Here is a 15,027-nt window from a genome sequence, read left to right as displayed (position 1 = left end):
GACAACCTGAAGTTCGAAGTCGAACTGATCGCCCCGATCGCGATGGAAGAAAAACTGCGCTTCGCCATCCGCGAAGGCGGCCGCACCGTCGGCGCTGGCGTCGTCTCGAAAATCATCGAATAATCGATGTTTTACATCCGGCGGGTCTGCTCGCCGGATGTAAAAACCACGAAATTGAAAGGTGCGCCGTAAGGCGCGCCTTTTGTTCTTGACAGACTCAGGCCAGCCGCATATCCGGCGCGCCTAATCTGTAAAGATTGCGGTTCGATGCTGGCACCACATGCGGTGTTGTCAGCCTCTCAACCTGAAAAGCCCTGCGAAAAGGGAAAACCATGTCTGGTCAAAACATTCGCATCCGGCTCAAGGCGTTCGATTACCGCGTGCTGGACGCCAGCACCCAGGAAATCGTCAACACCGCGAAGCGTACGGGTGCCCAGGTCCGCGGGCCGATCCCGCTGCCCAACAAAATCGAGAAATTCACGGTTCTCCGTGGTCCGCACATCGACAAAAAGTCGCGCGACCAGTGGGAAATCCGCACGCACAAGCGTCTTCTCGACATCGTCGATCCGACCCCGCAAACCGTGGACGCGCTGATGAAGCTCGACCTCGCGGCTGGCGTGGACGTCGAGATCAAAGTCTGAGGAGTTAGCACATGCGTTCTGGTGTTATCGCCAAGAAGCTGGGCATGACCCGGCTGTTCCTCGAAGACGGCAAACAGGTTCCGGTGACCGTGCTGCAACTCGACAACCTGCAAGTTGTCGCGCAGCGCACCGTCGAAACCGATGGCTACACGGCTGTGCAACTCGGTGCGGGCGAGGCGAAAGCCAAGCGCGTTTCGGGTGCGATGCGTGGTCACTTCGCGAAAGCGAATGTGGCGCCCAAGCGCAAGCTCGCCGAATTCCGCGTTTCGCCCGAAAACCTGATCGAAGTGGGCGCCGAGATCTCGGCCGAGCATTACCTTGCCGGTCAGCATGTCGACATCGCCGGCACCTCGATCGGTAAAGGCTTTGCCGGTGCCATGAAGCGTCACAACTTCGGTGGTCTGCGCGCCTCGCACGGTGTGTCGATCTCGCACCGTTCGCACGGTTCGACCGGTCAGTGCCAAGACCCGGGTAAGGTCTTCAAAGGCAAGAAAATGGCGGGTCATCTTGGTGCCGTTCGCGTCACCACGCAAAACCTGCAAGTGGTCCGCACCGACGCCGAGCGTGGTCTGATCATGGTCAAAGGGTCGGTTCCGGGCGCCAAAGGCGGCTGGGTCACGATCAAAGACGCCGTGAAAAAACCGGCCCCGGCGGATCTGCCGATGCCGGCCGCGCTGAAATCCGCGGCGGCTGCCGCTCCGGCCGAAGAAGTCTCGGTCGAAGGGGGTGAAGCATGAAACTCGATGTGATCAAGCTTGACGGCGAAAAAGCCGGCGCGATCGAGCTCGACGAAGCGCTGTTCGGCCTTGAGCCGCGCGCCGACATCCTGCATCGCGTGGTCCGCTGGCAGCGTGCGAAGGCTCAAGCCGGTACCCACTCGGTGCTCGGCAAGTCGGAAGTGAGCTACTCGACCAAGAAGATCTACCGCCAAAAAGGCACCGGTGGCGCGCGTCACGGGTCCAAAAAGGCGCCGATCTTCCGTCACGGTGGTGTCTACAAAGGCCCGACCCCGCGTAGCCACGCCCATGACCTGACCAAGAAGTTCCGCGCCCTCGGCCTGCGTCATGCGCTGTCGGCCAAGGCGAAAGCTGGCAACCTCGTGGTGATCGAAGCGGCCGATATGGCCGAAGCGAAAACCTCGATGCTCGCCAAAGCTGCCAAGGAGCTGGGCTGGAAAAAGGTCCTGGTGATCGACGGCGCCTCGGTGAACGAGAACTTCGCGCTTGCCGCGCGCAACATTGATGGCATCGATGTGCTGCCGTCGATGGGCGCCAACGTCTATGACATCCTCAAGCGTGACACGCTCGTGATCACCAAAGCGGGTGTCGAAGCTCTGGAGGCTCGCCTGAAATGAGTGCGAAACCCGAACATTACGACGTGATCGTGAAGCCCATCATCACCGAGAAAGCCACCATGGCCTCGGAAGCTGGTGCGGTTGTGTTCCAAGTCGCCAAGACGGCGACGAAACCGGCGATCAAAGAGGCTGTTGAAGCGCTCTTCGGCGTGAAGGTGAAGGCGGTTAACACCACCATCACCAAAGGCAAAGTGAAACGCTTCCGCGGTTCGCTCGGCCAACGCTCGGACGTGAAAAAAGCCTATGTCACGCTCGAAGACGGTCAAACCATCGACGTTTCGACCGGTCTGTAAGACCTGACACATGACAAGAGAGGCCCTCGCGCAAGCGGGGGCCTTTTTGTTTTGGGGCGTTTGTAATTCAGGCTGCGAGCTGAGGCTTTACACTGAAACGATGACGACGAGCACAACGACGAGCAGGATTCCCAAAACGATAATCAGGTTAGCGATTTTCTCGGTTGAAGGGGGGGGGTCTGAACCTCTCGCATCGGCTTGGGCGTTGATTTTGGACCGTCTGCGATTTTTGTTCGTGCTGACAGGCCTGTTCCGGGAAGCCCCGTGTTTAGGTAAGTGCCCTTTTTGCCGATGTTCACAGAGGCACCCTTCGGGCCAACGGTGGTGCTGAGACCTGAGCGACTGACATTCAACTTGATGCCCGGGGCGATCTTTACGCGCTTATTGAAGCGTAAGGCCATTTTGCATGCCTCCATACATTGTTCGTGGGCGAAATGGATCTGGTAGAGAATGCGTGTGAACTTAGCACGTAAACGGCGTTGAAGCATTCGGCATAGCGCCCTGCAGCGGGAAAGAGCGCTGCGCTCTTATTCTTTGAGAGTGGGGCGTCTTTCTCTAGACTCTAATTTGTAACCCTGCTATGCCCCGCCAGTCGCTCGGCCCCGGATTCGTCCGGGGCTAGTGATTTTTGCACTCGGGGAGCTACGGCGCCCCTTACGTAACGGACCTATGGTCCAGAGCAACGGAAGACAGAGAGCATGGCACTCAAGTCGTATAAACCGACGACGCCTGGCCAGCGCGGGCTGGTTCTGATCGACCGTTCGGAGCTTTGGAAAGGTCGTCCCGTCAAAGCCCTCACTGAGGGTTTGACCAAGACGGGCGGCCGGAACAACACCGGACGCGTCACGATGTGGCACAAGGGTGGTGGGGCGAAACGCCTTTACCGCATCGTCGATTTCAAGCGTCGTAAGTTCGACGTTCCGGCCACGGTCGAGCGGATCGAATATGACCCGAACCGCACCGCCTTCATCGCGCTGATCAAATACAGCGACGGCGAACTGGCCTATATCCTCGCGCCGCAGCGCCTTGCGGTGGGTGACACCGTCATCGCCGGTGCGAAACAAGACATCAAACCGGGCAACGCGATGCCGTTCTCGGGTATGCCGATCGGTACGATCGTCCACAACGTCGAGCTGAAGCCCGGCAAAGGTGGTCAGATCGCGCGCGCCGCGGGCACCTATGCCCAATTCGTCGGCCGTGACGGTGGCTATGCCCAGCTGCGTCTTTCCTCGGGCGAGCTGCGTCTTGTCCGTCAGGAATGCCTGGCGACCATCGGTGCCGTTTCGAACGCCGATCACAGCAACCAAAACCTCGGCAAAGCCGGTCGTAAGCGCCACATGGGCGTGCGTCCGACCGTTCGCGGTGTTGCGATGAACCCGATCGACCACCCGCACGGTGGTGGTGAAGGCCGCACCTCCGGTGGCCGTACCCCGGTTACCCCGTGGGGCAAGGACACCAAGGGCAAGCGCACCCGTTCGAACAAGCAGACCGACAAGTACATCTTGCGGTCGCGTCACGCCAAGAAGAAGGGTCGCTAAGATATGGCACGTTCTCTCTGGAAAGGCCCTTTCGTTGACGCTTATCTGCTGAAAAAAGCAGAAAAAGCGCGCGCTTCGGGCAAATCCGACGTCATCAAAATTTGGTCGCGTCGTTCCACCATCCTGCCGCAATTTGTCGGCCTCACCTTCGGCGTCTACAACGGGCAGAAGCATATCCCGGTGAACGTCACCGAAGAGATGATCGGCCAAAAGTTCGGTGAATACTCGCCGACCCGGACCTACTACGGTCACGCCGCCGACAAGAAAGCGAAGAGGAAGTAAGCCATGGGTAAGGAACAGAATCCGCGCCGCGTGGCGGATAATGAAGCCTTCGCGAAAGCGAAGATGCTTCGCACCTCGCCGCAGAAACTCAACCTCGTTGCCGCGCTGATCCGTGGCAAGAAGGTGGACAAGGCCCTTATGGACCTCACCTTCTCGAAAAAACGGATCGCCGAAGACGTGCGCAAGTGCCTGCAATCGGCCATTGCCAACGCCGAAAACAACCACGGCCTCGACGTCGATAACCTGATCGTCGCGGAAGCTTGGGTCGGCAAAAACCTCGTCATGAAGCGCGGTCGTCCGCGCGCCCGTGGCCGGTTTGGCAAGATCATGAAGCCGTTTTCGGAAATCACCATCAAGGTGCGTCAGATCGAGGAGCGCGCGTAATGGGTCAGAAGGTCAACCCCATCGGGATGCGTCTTCAGGTCAACCGCACCTGGGACAGCCGCTGGTTCGCTGAATCGAAAGAATATGGCGACCTGCTTCTGGAAGACCTCCGCATGCGCGAGTTCATCCACAAAGAAGCCAAACAAGCTGGCATCGCCCGCGTGATCATCGAACGTCCGCACAAAAAGTGCCGCGTCACGATCCACGCCGCGCGTCCGGGTGTCATCATCGGCAAAAAAGGCGCCGATATTGAAACCCTGCGCAAGAAACTGGCGAACTACACCGACTCGGAACTGCACCTCAACATCGTTGAAGTTCGCAAACCCGAGTTGGACGCCCAGCTTGTGGCCGAGTCGATCTGCCAGCAGCTCGAGCGCCGTGTTTCGTTCCGTCGTGCCATGAAGCGCGCCGTGCAAAACGCGATGCGTATGGGCGCCCTTGGCATCCGTGTGAACGTCGCTGGCCGTCTGGGTGGTGCCGAGATCGCTCGGACCGAGTGGTATCGTGAAGGCCGTGTGCCGCTGCACACCCTGCGCGCCGACATCGACTACGCGCTGGACGAAGCCATGACTCCCTACGGGATCATCGGCGTGAAGGTCTGGATCTTCAAAGGCGAGATCATGGAACATGATCCGCAAGCCCGTGATCGCAAAGCTGCCGAAGCCCAAGACGGCCCGGCGCCGCGCGGTCCGCGTCGCGACCGCGACGCTCGCTGAGGAGTGACTTGAGATGCTGCAACCGAAACGGACGAAATTCCGCAAACAGCACAAGGGCCGCATCAAAGGCGAAGCCAAGGGTGGGTTCAACCTGAACTTTGGTTCCTTTGCGCTCAAGGCCACCGAGCCGGAGCGTGTGACGGCCCGTCAGATCGAAGCGGCTCGCCGCGCGATCACCCGTCACATGAAGCGTCAAGGCCGCGTCTGGATCCGTATCTTCCCGGATGTGCCGGTTTCGTCGAAACCGACCGAAGTCCGGATGGGTAAAGGTAAAGGCTCGATCGATTATTGGGCGGCCAAGGTGAAACCGGGCCGGATCATGTTCGAGATCGACGGCGTGCCGGAACCGATCGCGCGTGAGGCTCTGCGCCTTGGTGCGAACAAACTGCCGGTGATGAGCCGCATCGTGGCCCGCGAAGACTGGTAAGGTCTTCCCGACACAGGTTTGAAAACCCCCGCTTCGGCGGGGGTTTTTTCTTTGCGGAAATGAAATGCGCCAGATACACCTATCGTCAATAAGAACGTGAGGGTGCAGATGCGGTGGAGCCATAAAGAGCTCATTGAAAGAGAAGCCCAATTCCCAACCGGAAGCCGAAAAGGTTACGCCGGGTATCTGGAGGAGCTATCGCAGCTTCGGGGGGACTTTTACGCGGAATTCCTGAAGCAGAAGATACCGAAGCAGCCCTCGGTCGATGAGGTGATTGCCGCTTTTGATGCGCCGCCACCGGAGGCGTTTTCGGCCCCGTACGCGCTTTCTGAGGAAGCGATCGCGCAGCTGAGCAAATCAGTGCAGCGCAAATACGTTGTGCGTTTCAAAAATATCCGGCGCTCATGGCACCTTTTGCTGCAATACATGCCCGAACTGATGGTGGAGGAGGGCGCGCGGCAAGACGTGCTGGAGATGTCGAGCGCGCATGGTGCAACCTTAGAGATATTGCGCCACTTTGGGCATCGGGCCATTGGCAATGACTTCGCGAATTTTTTAGGGCGTGATGGCGGTCTTGATACTCGTTTCCGGGAGGCGAACGCGCTGGATTTGGCCGCAGCCGAGGATGACCACAAACTGAACCATGGGGATGGCGCCATTTTAAACTGGCCGTACAGACCGCTGATCGAGAGCAAGGGCTTGGATGTGCGGCTCTTCGATGCGGGGCATGTGCCTTACCCATTCGAAGACAATAGCTTTGACACGGTTCTGTGCTTCGATGCGCTCGAGCATTATTGCCACCCCAAGGATTGGCTTAAAATCGTGGGGGAGTTTACCCGCCTCGCACGTCGGTCGGTATTGTTGATCACCAACCCGGTACAAGCGCATTTGCTGAGCGATACAACCTATATGGAAACCTTCTACGCGTTCCAAAAAGCGATGCGTCGCTATCGGGACAATGGGTTCGCCTGCGTCTATGCGGGGATCAACCGCAACCAGCTTACCGTCTACAAGTTGATGCATCTTGGCTGACGATCTGTTCGGTTTTGCGCGATAGGCCTTTGTGCGCGGTGCATAATGTGCTGACAGGGCCGCTGCATCTCCGTCTTGGTGCTGCGTAACGGTGTCACGTTCGCGTCACATGTAACGCTTCTATGACGCTTTTGGGTTGCGGCTCTGGGCACAGCACGAGAGAACGCCTGCGGGAGGAGCGTAAGCTCTGTAGGTGTAAGGTGCCGATTCGAATTGAAAAAGCCGCGGTGAATGGGGTCGCCGGGTGGCGTAAACGCGTTGAAGATGGGTCGTTGCGGCTGCGGCTGCAAAAGGGCGATCCGCGGCGTCTCTTTGAAGCTGAGCGGGAAAGCTACCATCAGGTGGCACGCGCGGGACTGCCGTTCCCGAAGCTTCTTGAAGAGGGGAAATCCCATTTCATCGTCGCTGATGCTGGGGTGACCTTACGTCATCTGGCACGCGCTGGCGCAGCGCATGCGGCCGAGTTCGAAACCGCGCTCATCGCTGCGGCCGAAACCTTGGCGCGGCTGCACCGCGCGGGTTTCAGCCATGGGCGTCCAAACCTGTGCGACATCTGCTGGGCAGATGGGCAGATCACCTTCATCGACCTTGAGAACTTTAGTTCGAAACGCAACACGCCCGATGGGCATGCGCGCGATCTGCTGATTTTCTTTTTCGATATTCTCGCCGAGCGGGGACGGGTGGATGAGGTGGTGCGCGCTGCGGCGCGGGCCTATCAGGCGCAAGACCGAATGAATATCTGGGGCCGCGCGCAAGCACGGCTTGATCGGTTGCGCCCCTTTGTGCCGGCTTTGCTGTGGCTTACTCGCCCGGTCGCGCATAAGCGCGATTTCCGTGGCATCCCCGGTTTTGTGTCCCTGTTTGACGCAAAAGCCTAAGACTCGCCGCTGCGCCAAACTTGGGGTTGCCCCGGGAGGCGCTTTCCTGTAGGGAGCGGCATCCGCGCCTCCGGTCCCTTCGGGAATCGGGTGCGGAAGACATAACCCACCGGGTTACGGGTCACCCCAAGCGTGCGTTTGCACCCAAGCGGGGCCTGCCGGTGCCAGACAAGGAACCATGGGATGAACGCCCAAGAACTCAAGGCGAAAACGCCTGACGAGCTTCGTGACGCGCTTGTTGCGCTGAAAAAGGAAGCCTTCAACCTCCGCTTCCAAGCGGCCACCAACCAGCTTGAGAACACCGCCCGCATGCGCGCCGTCCGTCGTGACGTCGCTCGTGTGAAGACGGTGCTCAACCAAAAAGCTGCTGAAGCTGCGAAGTAAGGAGACTTCCGATGCCCAAACGTATCCTGCAAGGTGTCGTGACCTCGGATAAGAACGATCAAACCGTGACCGTTCTCGTGGAGCGCCGCTTCAAGCACCCGGTCATGAAAAAGACCGTGCGTAGCACCAAAAAATACCGCGCGCATGACGCGCTCAACACTTTCAAGACTGGTGACACCGTCCGCATCGAGGAATGTGCACCGATCTCGAAAACGAAGCGCTGGACGGTTGTCGTCGAGGCCTGATTTTTTCAGGCCCGGCGATGAACTTTCAGTTCATCGAAACCCTGGGACGGCTGACTGCATAGCTGTTTCCAAAGGTCGGGAGTAACACTATGATCCAGATGCAGACCAATCTGGATGTCGCTGACAACTCCGGCGCGCGCCGAGTTCAGTGCATCAAGGTTTTGGGCGGTTCGCACCGCCGTTACGCATCCGTGGGCGACATCATCGTTGTGTCGGTCAAGGAGGCGATTCCGAAAGGCCGTGTGAAAAAAGGCGACGTGCGTAAAGCCGTTGTCGTGCGCACCGCCAAAGAAGTTCGTCGCGAAGATGGCACCGCCATCCGCTTCGACCGCAACGCCGCCGTCATCCTGAACAACCAGGGCGAACCGGTCGGCACCCGTATCTTCGGGCCGGTCGTTCGCGAATTGCGCGCCAAGAACTTCATGAAGATCATCTCGCTTGCGCCGGAGGTGCTGTGATGGCTGCGAAACTCCGCAAAGGCGACAAAGTCGTCGTGCTCACTGGCAAGGACAAGGGCAAGCAAGGTGAAATCTCCACCGTCATGCCCAAGGACAACAAAGCCATTGTCGACGGTCTGAACATGGCAATCCGTCACCAGCGTCAAACGCAAACCGCGCAAGGCGGCCGCGTTTCGAAGGCGATGCCGATCGACCTGTCGAACCTCGCGCTCGTCGATGCCAACGGCAAAGCGACCCGCGTCGGCTTCCGTTTCGAAGACGGCAAAAAGGTGCGTTACGCCAAGACCACCGGGGAGGCGATCTAATGCTCGACCAAGCCACCTATACCCCGCGTCTGAAAGCGCTTTACGCGTCGACGATCCGCGCTGCGATGAAAGAGCAGTTCGCGTATAAAAACGACATGCAGATCCCCAAGCTTGAGAAAATCGTTCTCAACATGGGTGTCGGCGAAGCCGTGAAAGACACCAAGAAAGTCAAGCAAGCCGCTGACGAGCTGTCGCTCATCGCCGGTCAGAAGGCTGTCATCACCAAGGCCAAGAAATCGATCGCCGGTTTCCGCGTCCGTGAAGAAATGCCGCTTGGCTGCAAGGTCACCCTCCGTGGCGACCAGATGTATGAATTCCTCGACCGTCTGATCAACATCGCTATGCCGCGCGTGCGCGACTTCCGCGGTGTGAAACCGAGCTTCGACGGCCGCGGTAACTTCGCTATGGGTCTCAAAGAACACATCGTGTTCCCGGAGATCGATTTCGACAAAGTCGACGAAGTTCTCGGCATGGACATCATCATCTGCACCTCGACCAACGTGGATGCGGAAGCGAAGGCGCTGTTGAAAGCTTTCAACATGCCTTTCAACGCCTGATCGCGGAGAGAATTAATGGCCAAAAAATCCATGGTTGAACGCGAAGTGAAGCGCGCGAAGCTGGTGAAGAAATTCGCCAACAAACGTGCCTCGCTCAAAGCGATCATCGAAGACCAGAACCTGCCGATGGAAGAGCGCTTCAAAGCGACTCTGAAACTGGCGGAACTGCCCCGCAACTCGTCGGCCGTGCGTCTGCACAACCGTTGCCAGCTCACCGGTCGTCCCCATGCTTACTACCGTAAGCTCAAACTCTCGCGGATCATGCTGCGTGACCTGGCCTCGTTCGGCCAGATCCCCGGCATGGTGAAATCGAGCTGGTAAGGAGGTCAGGGAATGTCCGTGAACGATCCCCTCGGCGATATGCTGACCCGCATCCGCAACGCGCAGATGCGCGGCAAGTCCACCGTCCGTACCCCGGCTTCGAAGCTTCGCGCTTGGGTTCTCGACGTGCTTGCGGCGGAAGGCTACATCCGTGGCTATGAGAAAACGACCTCGGCGGCCGGCATGCCGGAACTCGAGATCAGCCTGAAGTATTTCGAAGGCACCCCGGTGATCCGCGAGATTTCGCGCGTCTCCAAGCCGGGCCGCCGCGTTTATGCTTCGGTCAAAGAAATCCCCTCGGTCCGTCAAGGCCTGGGTGTTTCGATCGTCTCCACGCCGAAAGGCGTTATGACGGACGCGGCCGCACGCACTGCCAACGTTGGCGGTGAAGTGCTCTGCACCGTGTTCTAAGGAGGGCCCGATGTCTCGTATTGGTAAGAAACCGGTCGAACTGCCCAGCGGCGTGAGCGCCTCGCTGAACGGCCAGACCGTTGAAGTGAAAGGGCCGAAAGGCACCCGTAGCTTCACCGCCACCGACGATGTGACGATCACGATGGACGGCAACACCGTCACCGTGGCGCCGCGCGGCACCTCCAAACGTGCCCGTCAGCAGTGGGGTATGACCCGCTCGATGATCGAAAACCTCGGCGTCGGCGTCTCCACTGGCTTCAAGAAAGAGCTCGAAATCCAAGGCGTTGGTTACCGCGCCGCGATTCAGGGCAACATCCTGAAGCTGTCGCTGGGCTATTCGCACGAGGTTAACTTCGAGGTTCCCGCCGGTGTGACCGTCGCGTGCCCGAAACAGACCGAGATCACCGTGGAAGGCATCGACCAACAGCTGGTCGGCCAAGTCGCGGCGAATATCCGTGAGTGGCGTCGTCCCGAGCCCTACAAAGGCAAAGGCATCCGCTACAAGGGCGAGTTCATCTTCCGTAAGGAAGGCAAGAAGAAGTAAGGGGCTGAGAAATGGCGAACAACAAACGAGAGCTGTTCCTCAAGCGCCGCCTGCGCGTCCGGAACAAAATCAAGGCGATGGCCAATGGCCGCGCCCGTCTGTCGGTGCACCGCTCGTCGAAAAACATCAGCGTTCAGCTGATCGACGACGTCAAAGGTGTGACGATTGCGTCGGCTTCGACTCTGGAAAAAGAGTTCGGCGTCGTCGGCAAGAACAACGTCGAAGCCGCCACCAAAATTGGTGCGGCGATCGCCGAGCGGGCCAAGAAAGCCGGTGTCGAAGAGTGCTTCTTCGACCGTGGTGGCTTCTTGTTCCACGGCAAAATCAAGGCGCTTGCCGAAGCAGCCCGCGAAGGCGGTCTGAAATTCTAATGAGGTGGGGGGCGCTCGCGCCCTCCCGATGATCCGGGGGCCGTGCCTAGCGCGGCCCACTTGGATTGGACCAAACAGGCGTGACACCACGCCGTTCACGAAAGGAATGCCTTATGGCAGAACGTGATAACCGCCGGGGCCGCCGCGAAGAGCGCGAAGAAACCCCGGAATTCGCCGATCGTCTGGTTGCGATCAACCGCGTGTCGAAAACCGTGAAGGGTGGTAAGCGCTTCGGGTTTGCCGCGCTCGTCGTGGTTGGTGACCAACGTGGTCGCGTCGGCTTCGGCAAAGGCAAAGCCAAAGAAGTTCCGGAAGCGATCCGCAAAGCCACTGAGCAAGCGAAACGTTCGCTGATCCGCGTGCCGCTCAAAGATGGCCGCACCTTGCACCACGACGTGGCGGGCCGTCACGGCGCTGGCAAAGTCGTCATGCGCACCGCGCCGGCTGGTACCGGGATCATCGCCGGTGGTCCGATGCGTGCCGTGTTCGAAATGCTGGGCGTTCAGGACGTTGTTGCTAAGTCGATCGGCTCGCAAAACCCCTACAACATGATCCGCGCGACCCTCGACGGTCTGAAGCTGGAAGCCTCGCCGCGTTCCGTTGCCGCTCGTCGTGGCAAAAAGGTCGCCGACATCCTGCCGAAAACCGACGCTGAAGCGCCGGCTGAAGCCTGAGGAGACTGAGAGATGGCGAACAAAACCATCGTCGTGCAACAGGTGGCTTCGGCTGCCCGCCGCCCGGCCATCCAGACCGCGACCCTCAAGGGCCTTGGCCTGAACAAGATCCGCCGCACCCGTGAGCTGGAAGATACCCCGGCTGTCCGCGGCATGGTCAACAAGATCTCGCACCTTGTGAAGATCATCGAAGAGCGCGGCTAAGCCCGGTCTTTATGTGAATTGAGAAACGCCCCGGCTTGGTCCGGGGCGTTTTTCGTTGGATACTGCCAGCGCCAGACAGGAGGCCGCGATGGATATGAAGCAGCAAAAAGCCGAGACCGAGCAGATCTTTGCCGAGATTGCGAAGATGGAAGATCTGCCCGCGCGCGCGGTCGTGGCCTTTCAATTCGTGCCCGAGGATGGCAGCGCCGATTGGGATGCTTTCACCGAGGCGCTTGAGGCGCAGGGCTATGGCGTGGAGTGGTATGAGGCTGAGGATGACGAGGATGAAGACTGCCTTGAAATCACCACCCCCGAAATGACGCTGAACGTTGATGCGCTTTGGGCCGAGGAAGAAAAGCTGACCGTGCAAGGCGCGGTGCATGGGTTCTTGGCGGACGGCTGGGGATTTATGGGGGCGTGAGGGGGTTAATCGTGCTCTATGCCAGCCGTGTTATCCCGACGACCCAGTAACTCGGAGCGGATCCGCACGTGGCGTCGTTACACACTCTTCCGGACCCCACGTTGCCATATCTGGATTCGACGTGGGAGAATTGTGGATATCTATGTGCATAACGCGATTTATTGTGGGATCTGCGGTGTCCAGTCTTCTTTGATGTTGCCAGAGTTTCAAACGGGCCATTTAATATGAACCGGAGGGGAGAGACACACCACTATAGCGAGGAGTGTGTCCAGATGGGTCCCGACAATAAATCTTCTCTAACCGAAAAGTTAGTTGAGTTGGTCGCTCAGGCTGACCTGTCGTTTTGGTTCGTCAGCGGCAAAGGACTCGGAGCGGTCTTGCTGACGCTCATTGCGATCGTGTTCCTGACGAGGCCCAAATCTTCGATCGCAGCGATCATTTCTGCGGCTCGGGCGCATTTCCCTCGCAGCAAATGAAGTCGAATGCAAATCCTGTGCGCGGTTCGCTAAACGCTTGCGAGCTTGTCCGGTTGCGTCTATACGCCCCCGGTGGCCTCTCTCGGGGCCCAGAATCAACAAGAAATGCCGTGTGTGCTCCGGTTTCGCTTCCGGGGGCATTGTCCGGCAAAGGAGAAGCGATATGAAACTGAACGAACTGCGCGACAATTCTGGCGCCGCGACCAAGAAAAAACGCGTTGCGCGCGGCCCGGGTTCGGGCAAAGGCAAAACCGCTGGCCGTGGTATCAAAGGCCAAAAGTCGCGCTCGGGTGTGGCCCTGAACGGTTACGAAGGCGGCCAAATGCCGCTCTACCGGCGTCTGCCGAAGCGCGGCTTCAACAAGCCGAACCGCAAAGCCTTCGCCGTTGTGAACCTCGGACTGATCGAGAAATTCATCGGCCTTGGCAAACTCGACGCCTCGGTTGAAATCACCGAAGACGCGCTGGTTGCTGCTGGCCTGACCTCGCGCAAGCGCGACGGGATCCGCATCCTCGCCAAAGGCGAAATCTCCACCAAGGTCACGCTGAACGTGACCGGCGCTTCGAAAGCGGCTGTGGAAGCCGTTGAAAAAGCCGGTGGCAAACTGACCGTTGCTGCTGCGGCCGAATAATCGGTTGTGGGCGGGGCCATCCCCGCTTACATAAGCAACAGTTTTCCAGGCGCCGCCGACCGGAGAACGGTCGCGCGGCGCCTTACGCATGAAAGAGACGGGTATGGCTTCTGCTGCAGAGCAAATGGCGGCGAACCTAAGCTGGGGTGCCTTGGGTAAGGCAACTGAGCTGCGGGCACGCATCTTCTACACCATCGGGCTCCTGATCATTTACCGGCTCGGCACCTATATCCCGGTGCCCGGCATTGATGCCGACGCGCTGCGTGAGTTCATGGAACGCGCTTCCTCGGGCATTGGCGGCATGCTGTCGATGTTCACCGGTGGTGCGCTGGGGCGCATGGGCATCTTTGCCCTTGGGATCATGCCGTACATTTCGGCCTCGATCATCGTGCAGCTGATGGCATCCTTGGTGCCGGCGCTCGAACAGATGAAGAAAGAGGGCGAGCAGGGCCGCAAGAAGATCAACCAGATCACCCGCTATTCCACGGTGTTTTTGGCGACGTTCCAAGCTTGGGGCATGGCGGTCAGCTTGCAAAACGGCGGCTTGGCGCATCAGCCGGGGCTGTTCTTCCTTGCTGCGGTTGTGGTGACGCTGGTGGGCGGCACCATGTTCCTGATGTGGCTGGGTGAGCAAATCACCGCGCGCGGCATCGGCAACGGCATCTCGTTGATCATCTTCGTCGGCATTGTGGCGGAAATTCCGGCCGCGCTGGCAGGCTTCTTTGCGCAAGGCCGTGCGGGCGCGATTTCGACCCCGGTGATCATTGGCGTGATGCTGATGGTGATCGCGGTGATCGGCTTTGTCGTGTTCATGGAACGCGCTTTGCGCAAGATCCATATCCAATATCCGCGCCGTCAGGTGGGGATGAAAATCTATGATGGCGGCTCCTCGCACCTGCCGATCAAGGTGAACCCGGCGGGCGTGATCCCGGCGATCTTCGCCTCGTCGCTGTTGCTGCTGCCGACCACGCTGGCGACCTTCTCGGGCCAAGATACCGGGCCGGTGATGTCGGTGGTGCTGGCCTATTTCGGCCCCGGTCAGCCGCTTTATTTGGCCTTCTATGCCTCGATGATCGTCTTCTTCGCGTATTTCTATACCGCGAACGTGACCTTCAAATCGGACGAAGTGGCCGAGAACCTGAAGAACCAAGGCGGTTTCATTCCGGGCATCCGCCCCGGCAAGAAGACCGAAGACTATCTTGATTACGTGGTGGCGCGCGTTCTTGTGGTGGGCTCGGCCTATCTGACCGCCGTCTGCCTTCTGCCCTCGATCTTGCAAACGCAGCTGTCGCTGCCCTTCTACTTCGGCGGGACTTCGGTGCTGATCGTGGTGTCGGTGGCGATGGATACGGTCAACCAAGTGCAATCGCACCTGTTGGCACATCAATACGAAGGGCTCATTGAGCGCTCGCAACTGCGCGGCAAGCGCAAGTCCGGGGCAAAGACAAGAAAAGCGCCGACGCGGCGCTGAGGGGAGGGG

At 59.1% G+C, this 15,027-nt stretch carries 28 protein-coding genes; 27 read left to right on the top strand and 1 reads right to left on the bottom strand.

Annotation, left to right across the window (positions count from 1 at the left end):
* The 5 genes from BW967_RS05300 to BW967_RS05280 form a co-directional block, all read left to right on the top strand.
* The coding region (locus tag BW967_RS05300; protein WP_449421154.1) for an EF-Tu C-terminal domain-related protein at positions 1–123 on the top strand (123 nt) is incomplete at its 5' end.
* A gap of 209 nt (positions 124–332) precedes the next feature.
* Positions 333–641 carry a 30S ribosomal protein S10 gene (gene rpsJ / locus BW967_RS05295; protein WP_013066043.1) on the top strand — a complete coding sequence of 103 codons (309 nt, stop codon included), beginning with the start codon at positions 333–335 and terminating at the stop codon, positions 639–641.
* An 11-nt stretch (positions 642–652) separates the two neighbouring features.
* Entirely contained in the window at positions 653–1,378 is a 726-nt protein-coding gene (rplC, locus tag BW967_RS05290) for a 50S ribosomal protein L3 (RefSeq protein ID WP_076483984.1), read from the top strand.
* Positions 1,375–1,995, top strand: coding sequence for a 50S ribosomal protein L4 (gene rplD, locus BW967_RS05285; RefSeq protein WP_076483983.1), 621 nt, complete (start codon positions 1,375–1,377; stop codon positions 1,993–1,995). Before rplC ends, rplD begins: the two co-directional genes overlap by 4 nt.
* Positions 1,992–2,288 carry a 50S ribosomal protein L23 gene (locus tag BW967_RS05280; RefSeq protein WP_076483982.1) on the top strand — a complete coding sequence of 99 codons (297 nt, stop codon included), beginning with the start codon at positions 1,992–1,994 and terminating at the stop codon, positions 2,286–2,288. Before rplD ends, BW967_RS05280 begins: the two co-directional genes overlap by 4 nt.
* A gap of 143 nt (positions 2,289–2,431) precedes the next feature.
* Here the strand turns inward: BW967_RS05280 and BW967_RS19085 are convergent, their stop codons facing one another.
* Positions 2,432–2,689: a DUF4236 domain-containing protein gene (locus BW967_RS19085; RefSeq protein ID WP_083951963.1), complete on the bottom strand. Its 258-nt coding sequence runs from the start codon at positions 2,687–2,689 to the stop codon at positions 2,432–2,434.
* Positions 2,690–2,986: 297 nt separating this feature from the next.
* Between BW967_RS19085 and rplB the strand changes: the two genes are divergently transcribed.
* The 22 genes from rplB (at position 2,987) to secY (ending at position 15,018) form a co-directional block, all read left to right on the top strand.
* Positions 2,987–3,826 carry a 50S ribosomal protein L2 gene (gene rplB / locus BW967_RS05270; RefSeq protein ID WP_076483980.1) on the top strand — a complete coding sequence of 280 codons (840 nt, stop codon included), beginning with the start codon at positions 2,987–2,989 and terminating at the stop codon, positions 3,824–3,826.
* A 3-nt stretch (positions 3,827–3,829) separates the two neighbouring features.
* Entirely contained in the window at positions 3,830–4,108 is a 279-nt protein-coding gene (rpsS, locus tag BW967_RS05265; protein ID WP_055211973.1) for a 30S ribosomal protein S19, read from the top strand.
* A gap of 3 nt (positions 4,109–4,111) precedes the next feature.
* Positions 4,112–4,492 carry a 50S ribosomal protein L22 gene (rplV, locus tag BW967_RS05260; protein WP_076483979.1) on the top strand — a complete coding sequence of 127 codons (381 nt, stop codon included), beginning with the start codon at positions 4,112–4,114 and terminating at the stop codon, positions 4,490–4,492.
* Positions 4,492–5,208, top strand: coding sequence for a 30S ribosomal protein S3 (gene rpsC / locus BW967_RS05255; protein WP_076483978.1), 717 nt, complete (start codon positions 4,492–4,494; stop codon positions 5,206–5,208). The genes rplV and rpsC overlap by 1 nt, the downstream gene beginning before the upstream one ends.
* Positions 5,209–5,221: 13 nt before the next feature.
* Positions 5,222–5,635 carry a 50S ribosomal protein L16 gene (gene rplP / locus BW967_RS05250; RefSeq protein WP_076483977.1) on the top strand — a complete coding sequence of 138 codons (414 nt, stop codon included), beginning with the start codon at positions 5,222–5,224 and terminating at the stop codon, positions 5,633–5,635.
* Between the two features lie 108 nt (positions 5,636–5,743).
* The gene (locus tag BW967_RS05245) at positions 5,744–6,667 is read left to right on the top strand and encodes a class I SAM-dependent methyltransferase (protein ID WP_076483976.1); all 924 of its coding nucleotides are present in this window, start codon (positions 5,744–5,746) and stop codon (positions 6,665–6,667) included.
* Positions 6,668–6,867: 200 nt separating this feature from the next.
* Complete coding sequence (locus BW967_RS05240) at positions 6,868–7,545, top strand: BUD32 family EKC/KEOPS complex subunit (protein WP_076483975.1); 678 nt, start codon at positions 6,868–6,870, stop codon at positions 7,543–7,545.
* A gap of 183 nt (positions 7,546–7,728) precedes the next feature.
* Entirely contained in the window at positions 7,729–7,929 is a 201-nt protein-coding gene (rpmC, locus tag BW967_RS05235) for a 50S ribosomal protein L29 (RefSeq protein ID WP_076483974.1), read from the top strand.
* A gap of 11 nt (positions 7,930–7,940) precedes the next feature.
* Positions 7,941–8,174, top strand: coding sequence for a 30S ribosomal protein S17 (gene rpsQ / locus BW967_RS05230; RefSeq protein WP_076483973.1), 234 nt, complete (start codon positions 7,941–7,943; stop codon positions 8,172–8,174).
* 89 nt (positions 8,175–8,263) lie between these two features.
* Complete coding sequence (gene rplN / locus BW967_RS05225; RefSeq protein WP_013066055.1) at positions 8,264–8,632, top strand: 50S ribosomal protein L14; 369 nt, start codon at positions 8,264–8,266, stop codon at positions 8,630–8,632.
* Positions 8,632–8,937: a 50S ribosomal protein L24 gene (gene rplX / locus BW967_RS05220; RefSeq protein WP_076483972.1), complete on the top strand. Its 306-nt coding sequence runs from the start codon at positions 8,632–8,634 to the stop codon at positions 8,935–8,937. Before rplN ends, rplX begins: the two co-directional genes overlap by 1 nt.
* Positions 8,937–9,494, top strand: coding sequence for a 50S ribosomal protein L5 (gene rplE / locus BW967_RS05215; RefSeq protein WP_076483971.1), 558 nt, complete (start codon positions 8,937–8,939; stop codon positions 9,492–9,494). Before rplX ends, rplE begins: the two co-directional genes overlap by 1 nt.
* Before the next feature lie 15 nt (positions 9,495–9,509).
* Complete coding sequence (rpsN, locus tag BW967_RS05210; protein WP_076483970.1) at positions 9,510–9,815, top strand: 30S ribosomal protein S14; 306 nt, start codon at positions 9,510–9,512, stop codon at positions 9,813–9,815.
* 12 nt (positions 9,816–9,827) lie between these two features.
* Entirely contained in the window at positions 9,828–10,226 is a 399-nt protein-coding gene (gene rpsH / locus BW967_RS05205) for a 30S ribosomal protein S8 (protein WP_097082910.1), read from the top strand.
* 10 nt (positions 10,227–10,236) lie between these two features.
* Complete coding sequence (gene rplF / locus BW967_RS05200) at positions 10,237–10,770, top strand: 50S ribosomal protein L6 (RefSeq protein ID WP_076483969.1); 534 nt, start codon at positions 10,237–10,239, stop codon at positions 10,768–10,770.
* Between the two features lie 11 nt (positions 10,771–10,781).
* On the top strand, positions 10,782–11,141 hold the full coding sequence (gene rplR / locus BW967_RS05195) for a 50S ribosomal protein L18 (protein ID WP_076483968.1): 360 nt from the start codon (positions 10,782–10,784) through the stop codon (positions 11,139–11,141).
* 113 nt (positions 11,142–11,254) lie between these two features.
* Positions 11,255–11,815, top strand: a complete 561-nt coding sequence (rpsE, locus tag BW967_RS05190; RefSeq protein ID WP_076483967.1) for a 30S ribosomal protein S5 — start codon at positions 11,255–11,257, stop codon at positions 11,813–11,815.
* Positions 11,816–11,827: 12 nt separating this feature from the next.
* Positions 11,828–12,019 carry a 50S ribosomal protein L30 gene (gene rpmD / locus BW967_RS05185; RefSeq protein WP_076483966.1) on the top strand — a complete coding sequence of 64 codons (192 nt, stop codon included), beginning with the start codon at positions 11,828–11,830 and terminating at the stop codon, positions 12,017–12,019.
* 88 nt (positions 12,020–12,107) lie between these two features.
* A complete protein-coding gene (locus BW967_RS05180) occupies positions 12,108–12,440 on the top strand; it encodes a ribonuclease E inhibitor RraB (RefSeq protein ID WP_076483965.1) in 333 nt (110 codons plus the stop codon).
* Between the two features lie 272 nt (positions 12,441–12,712).
* Positions 12,713–12,916, top strand: a complete 204-nt coding sequence (locus tag BW967_RS05175; RefSeq protein ID WP_108188601.1) for a hypothetical protein — start codon at positions 12,713–12,715, stop codon at positions 12,914–12,916.
* Between the two features lie 163 nt (positions 12,917–13,079).
* A complete protein-coding gene (rplO, locus tag BW967_RS05170; RefSeq protein WP_076483963.1) occupies positions 13,080–13,547 on the top strand; it encodes a 50S ribosomal protein L15 in 468 nt (155 codons plus the stop codon).
* A 103-nt stretch (positions 13,548–13,650) separates the two neighbouring features.
* The gene (gene secY / locus BW967_RS05165) at positions 13,651–15,018 is read left to right on the top strand and encodes a preprotein translocase subunit SecY (protein WP_076483962.1); all 1,368 of its coding nucleotides are present in this window, start codon (positions 13,651–13,653) and stop codon (positions 15,016–15,018) included.
* Positions 15,019–15,027: the final 9 nt, after the last annotated feature.

Origin of the sequence: Rhodobacter aestuarii, from assembly GCF_900156655.1 — a bacterium.
GTDB lineage: Bacteria > Pseudomonadota > Alphaproteobacteria > Rhodobacterales > Rhodobacteraceae > Rhodobacter > Rhodobacter aestuarii.
Note: the sequence above shows the minus strand (reverse complement) of the source record. Positions and strands in the feature narration are given on the sequence as shown.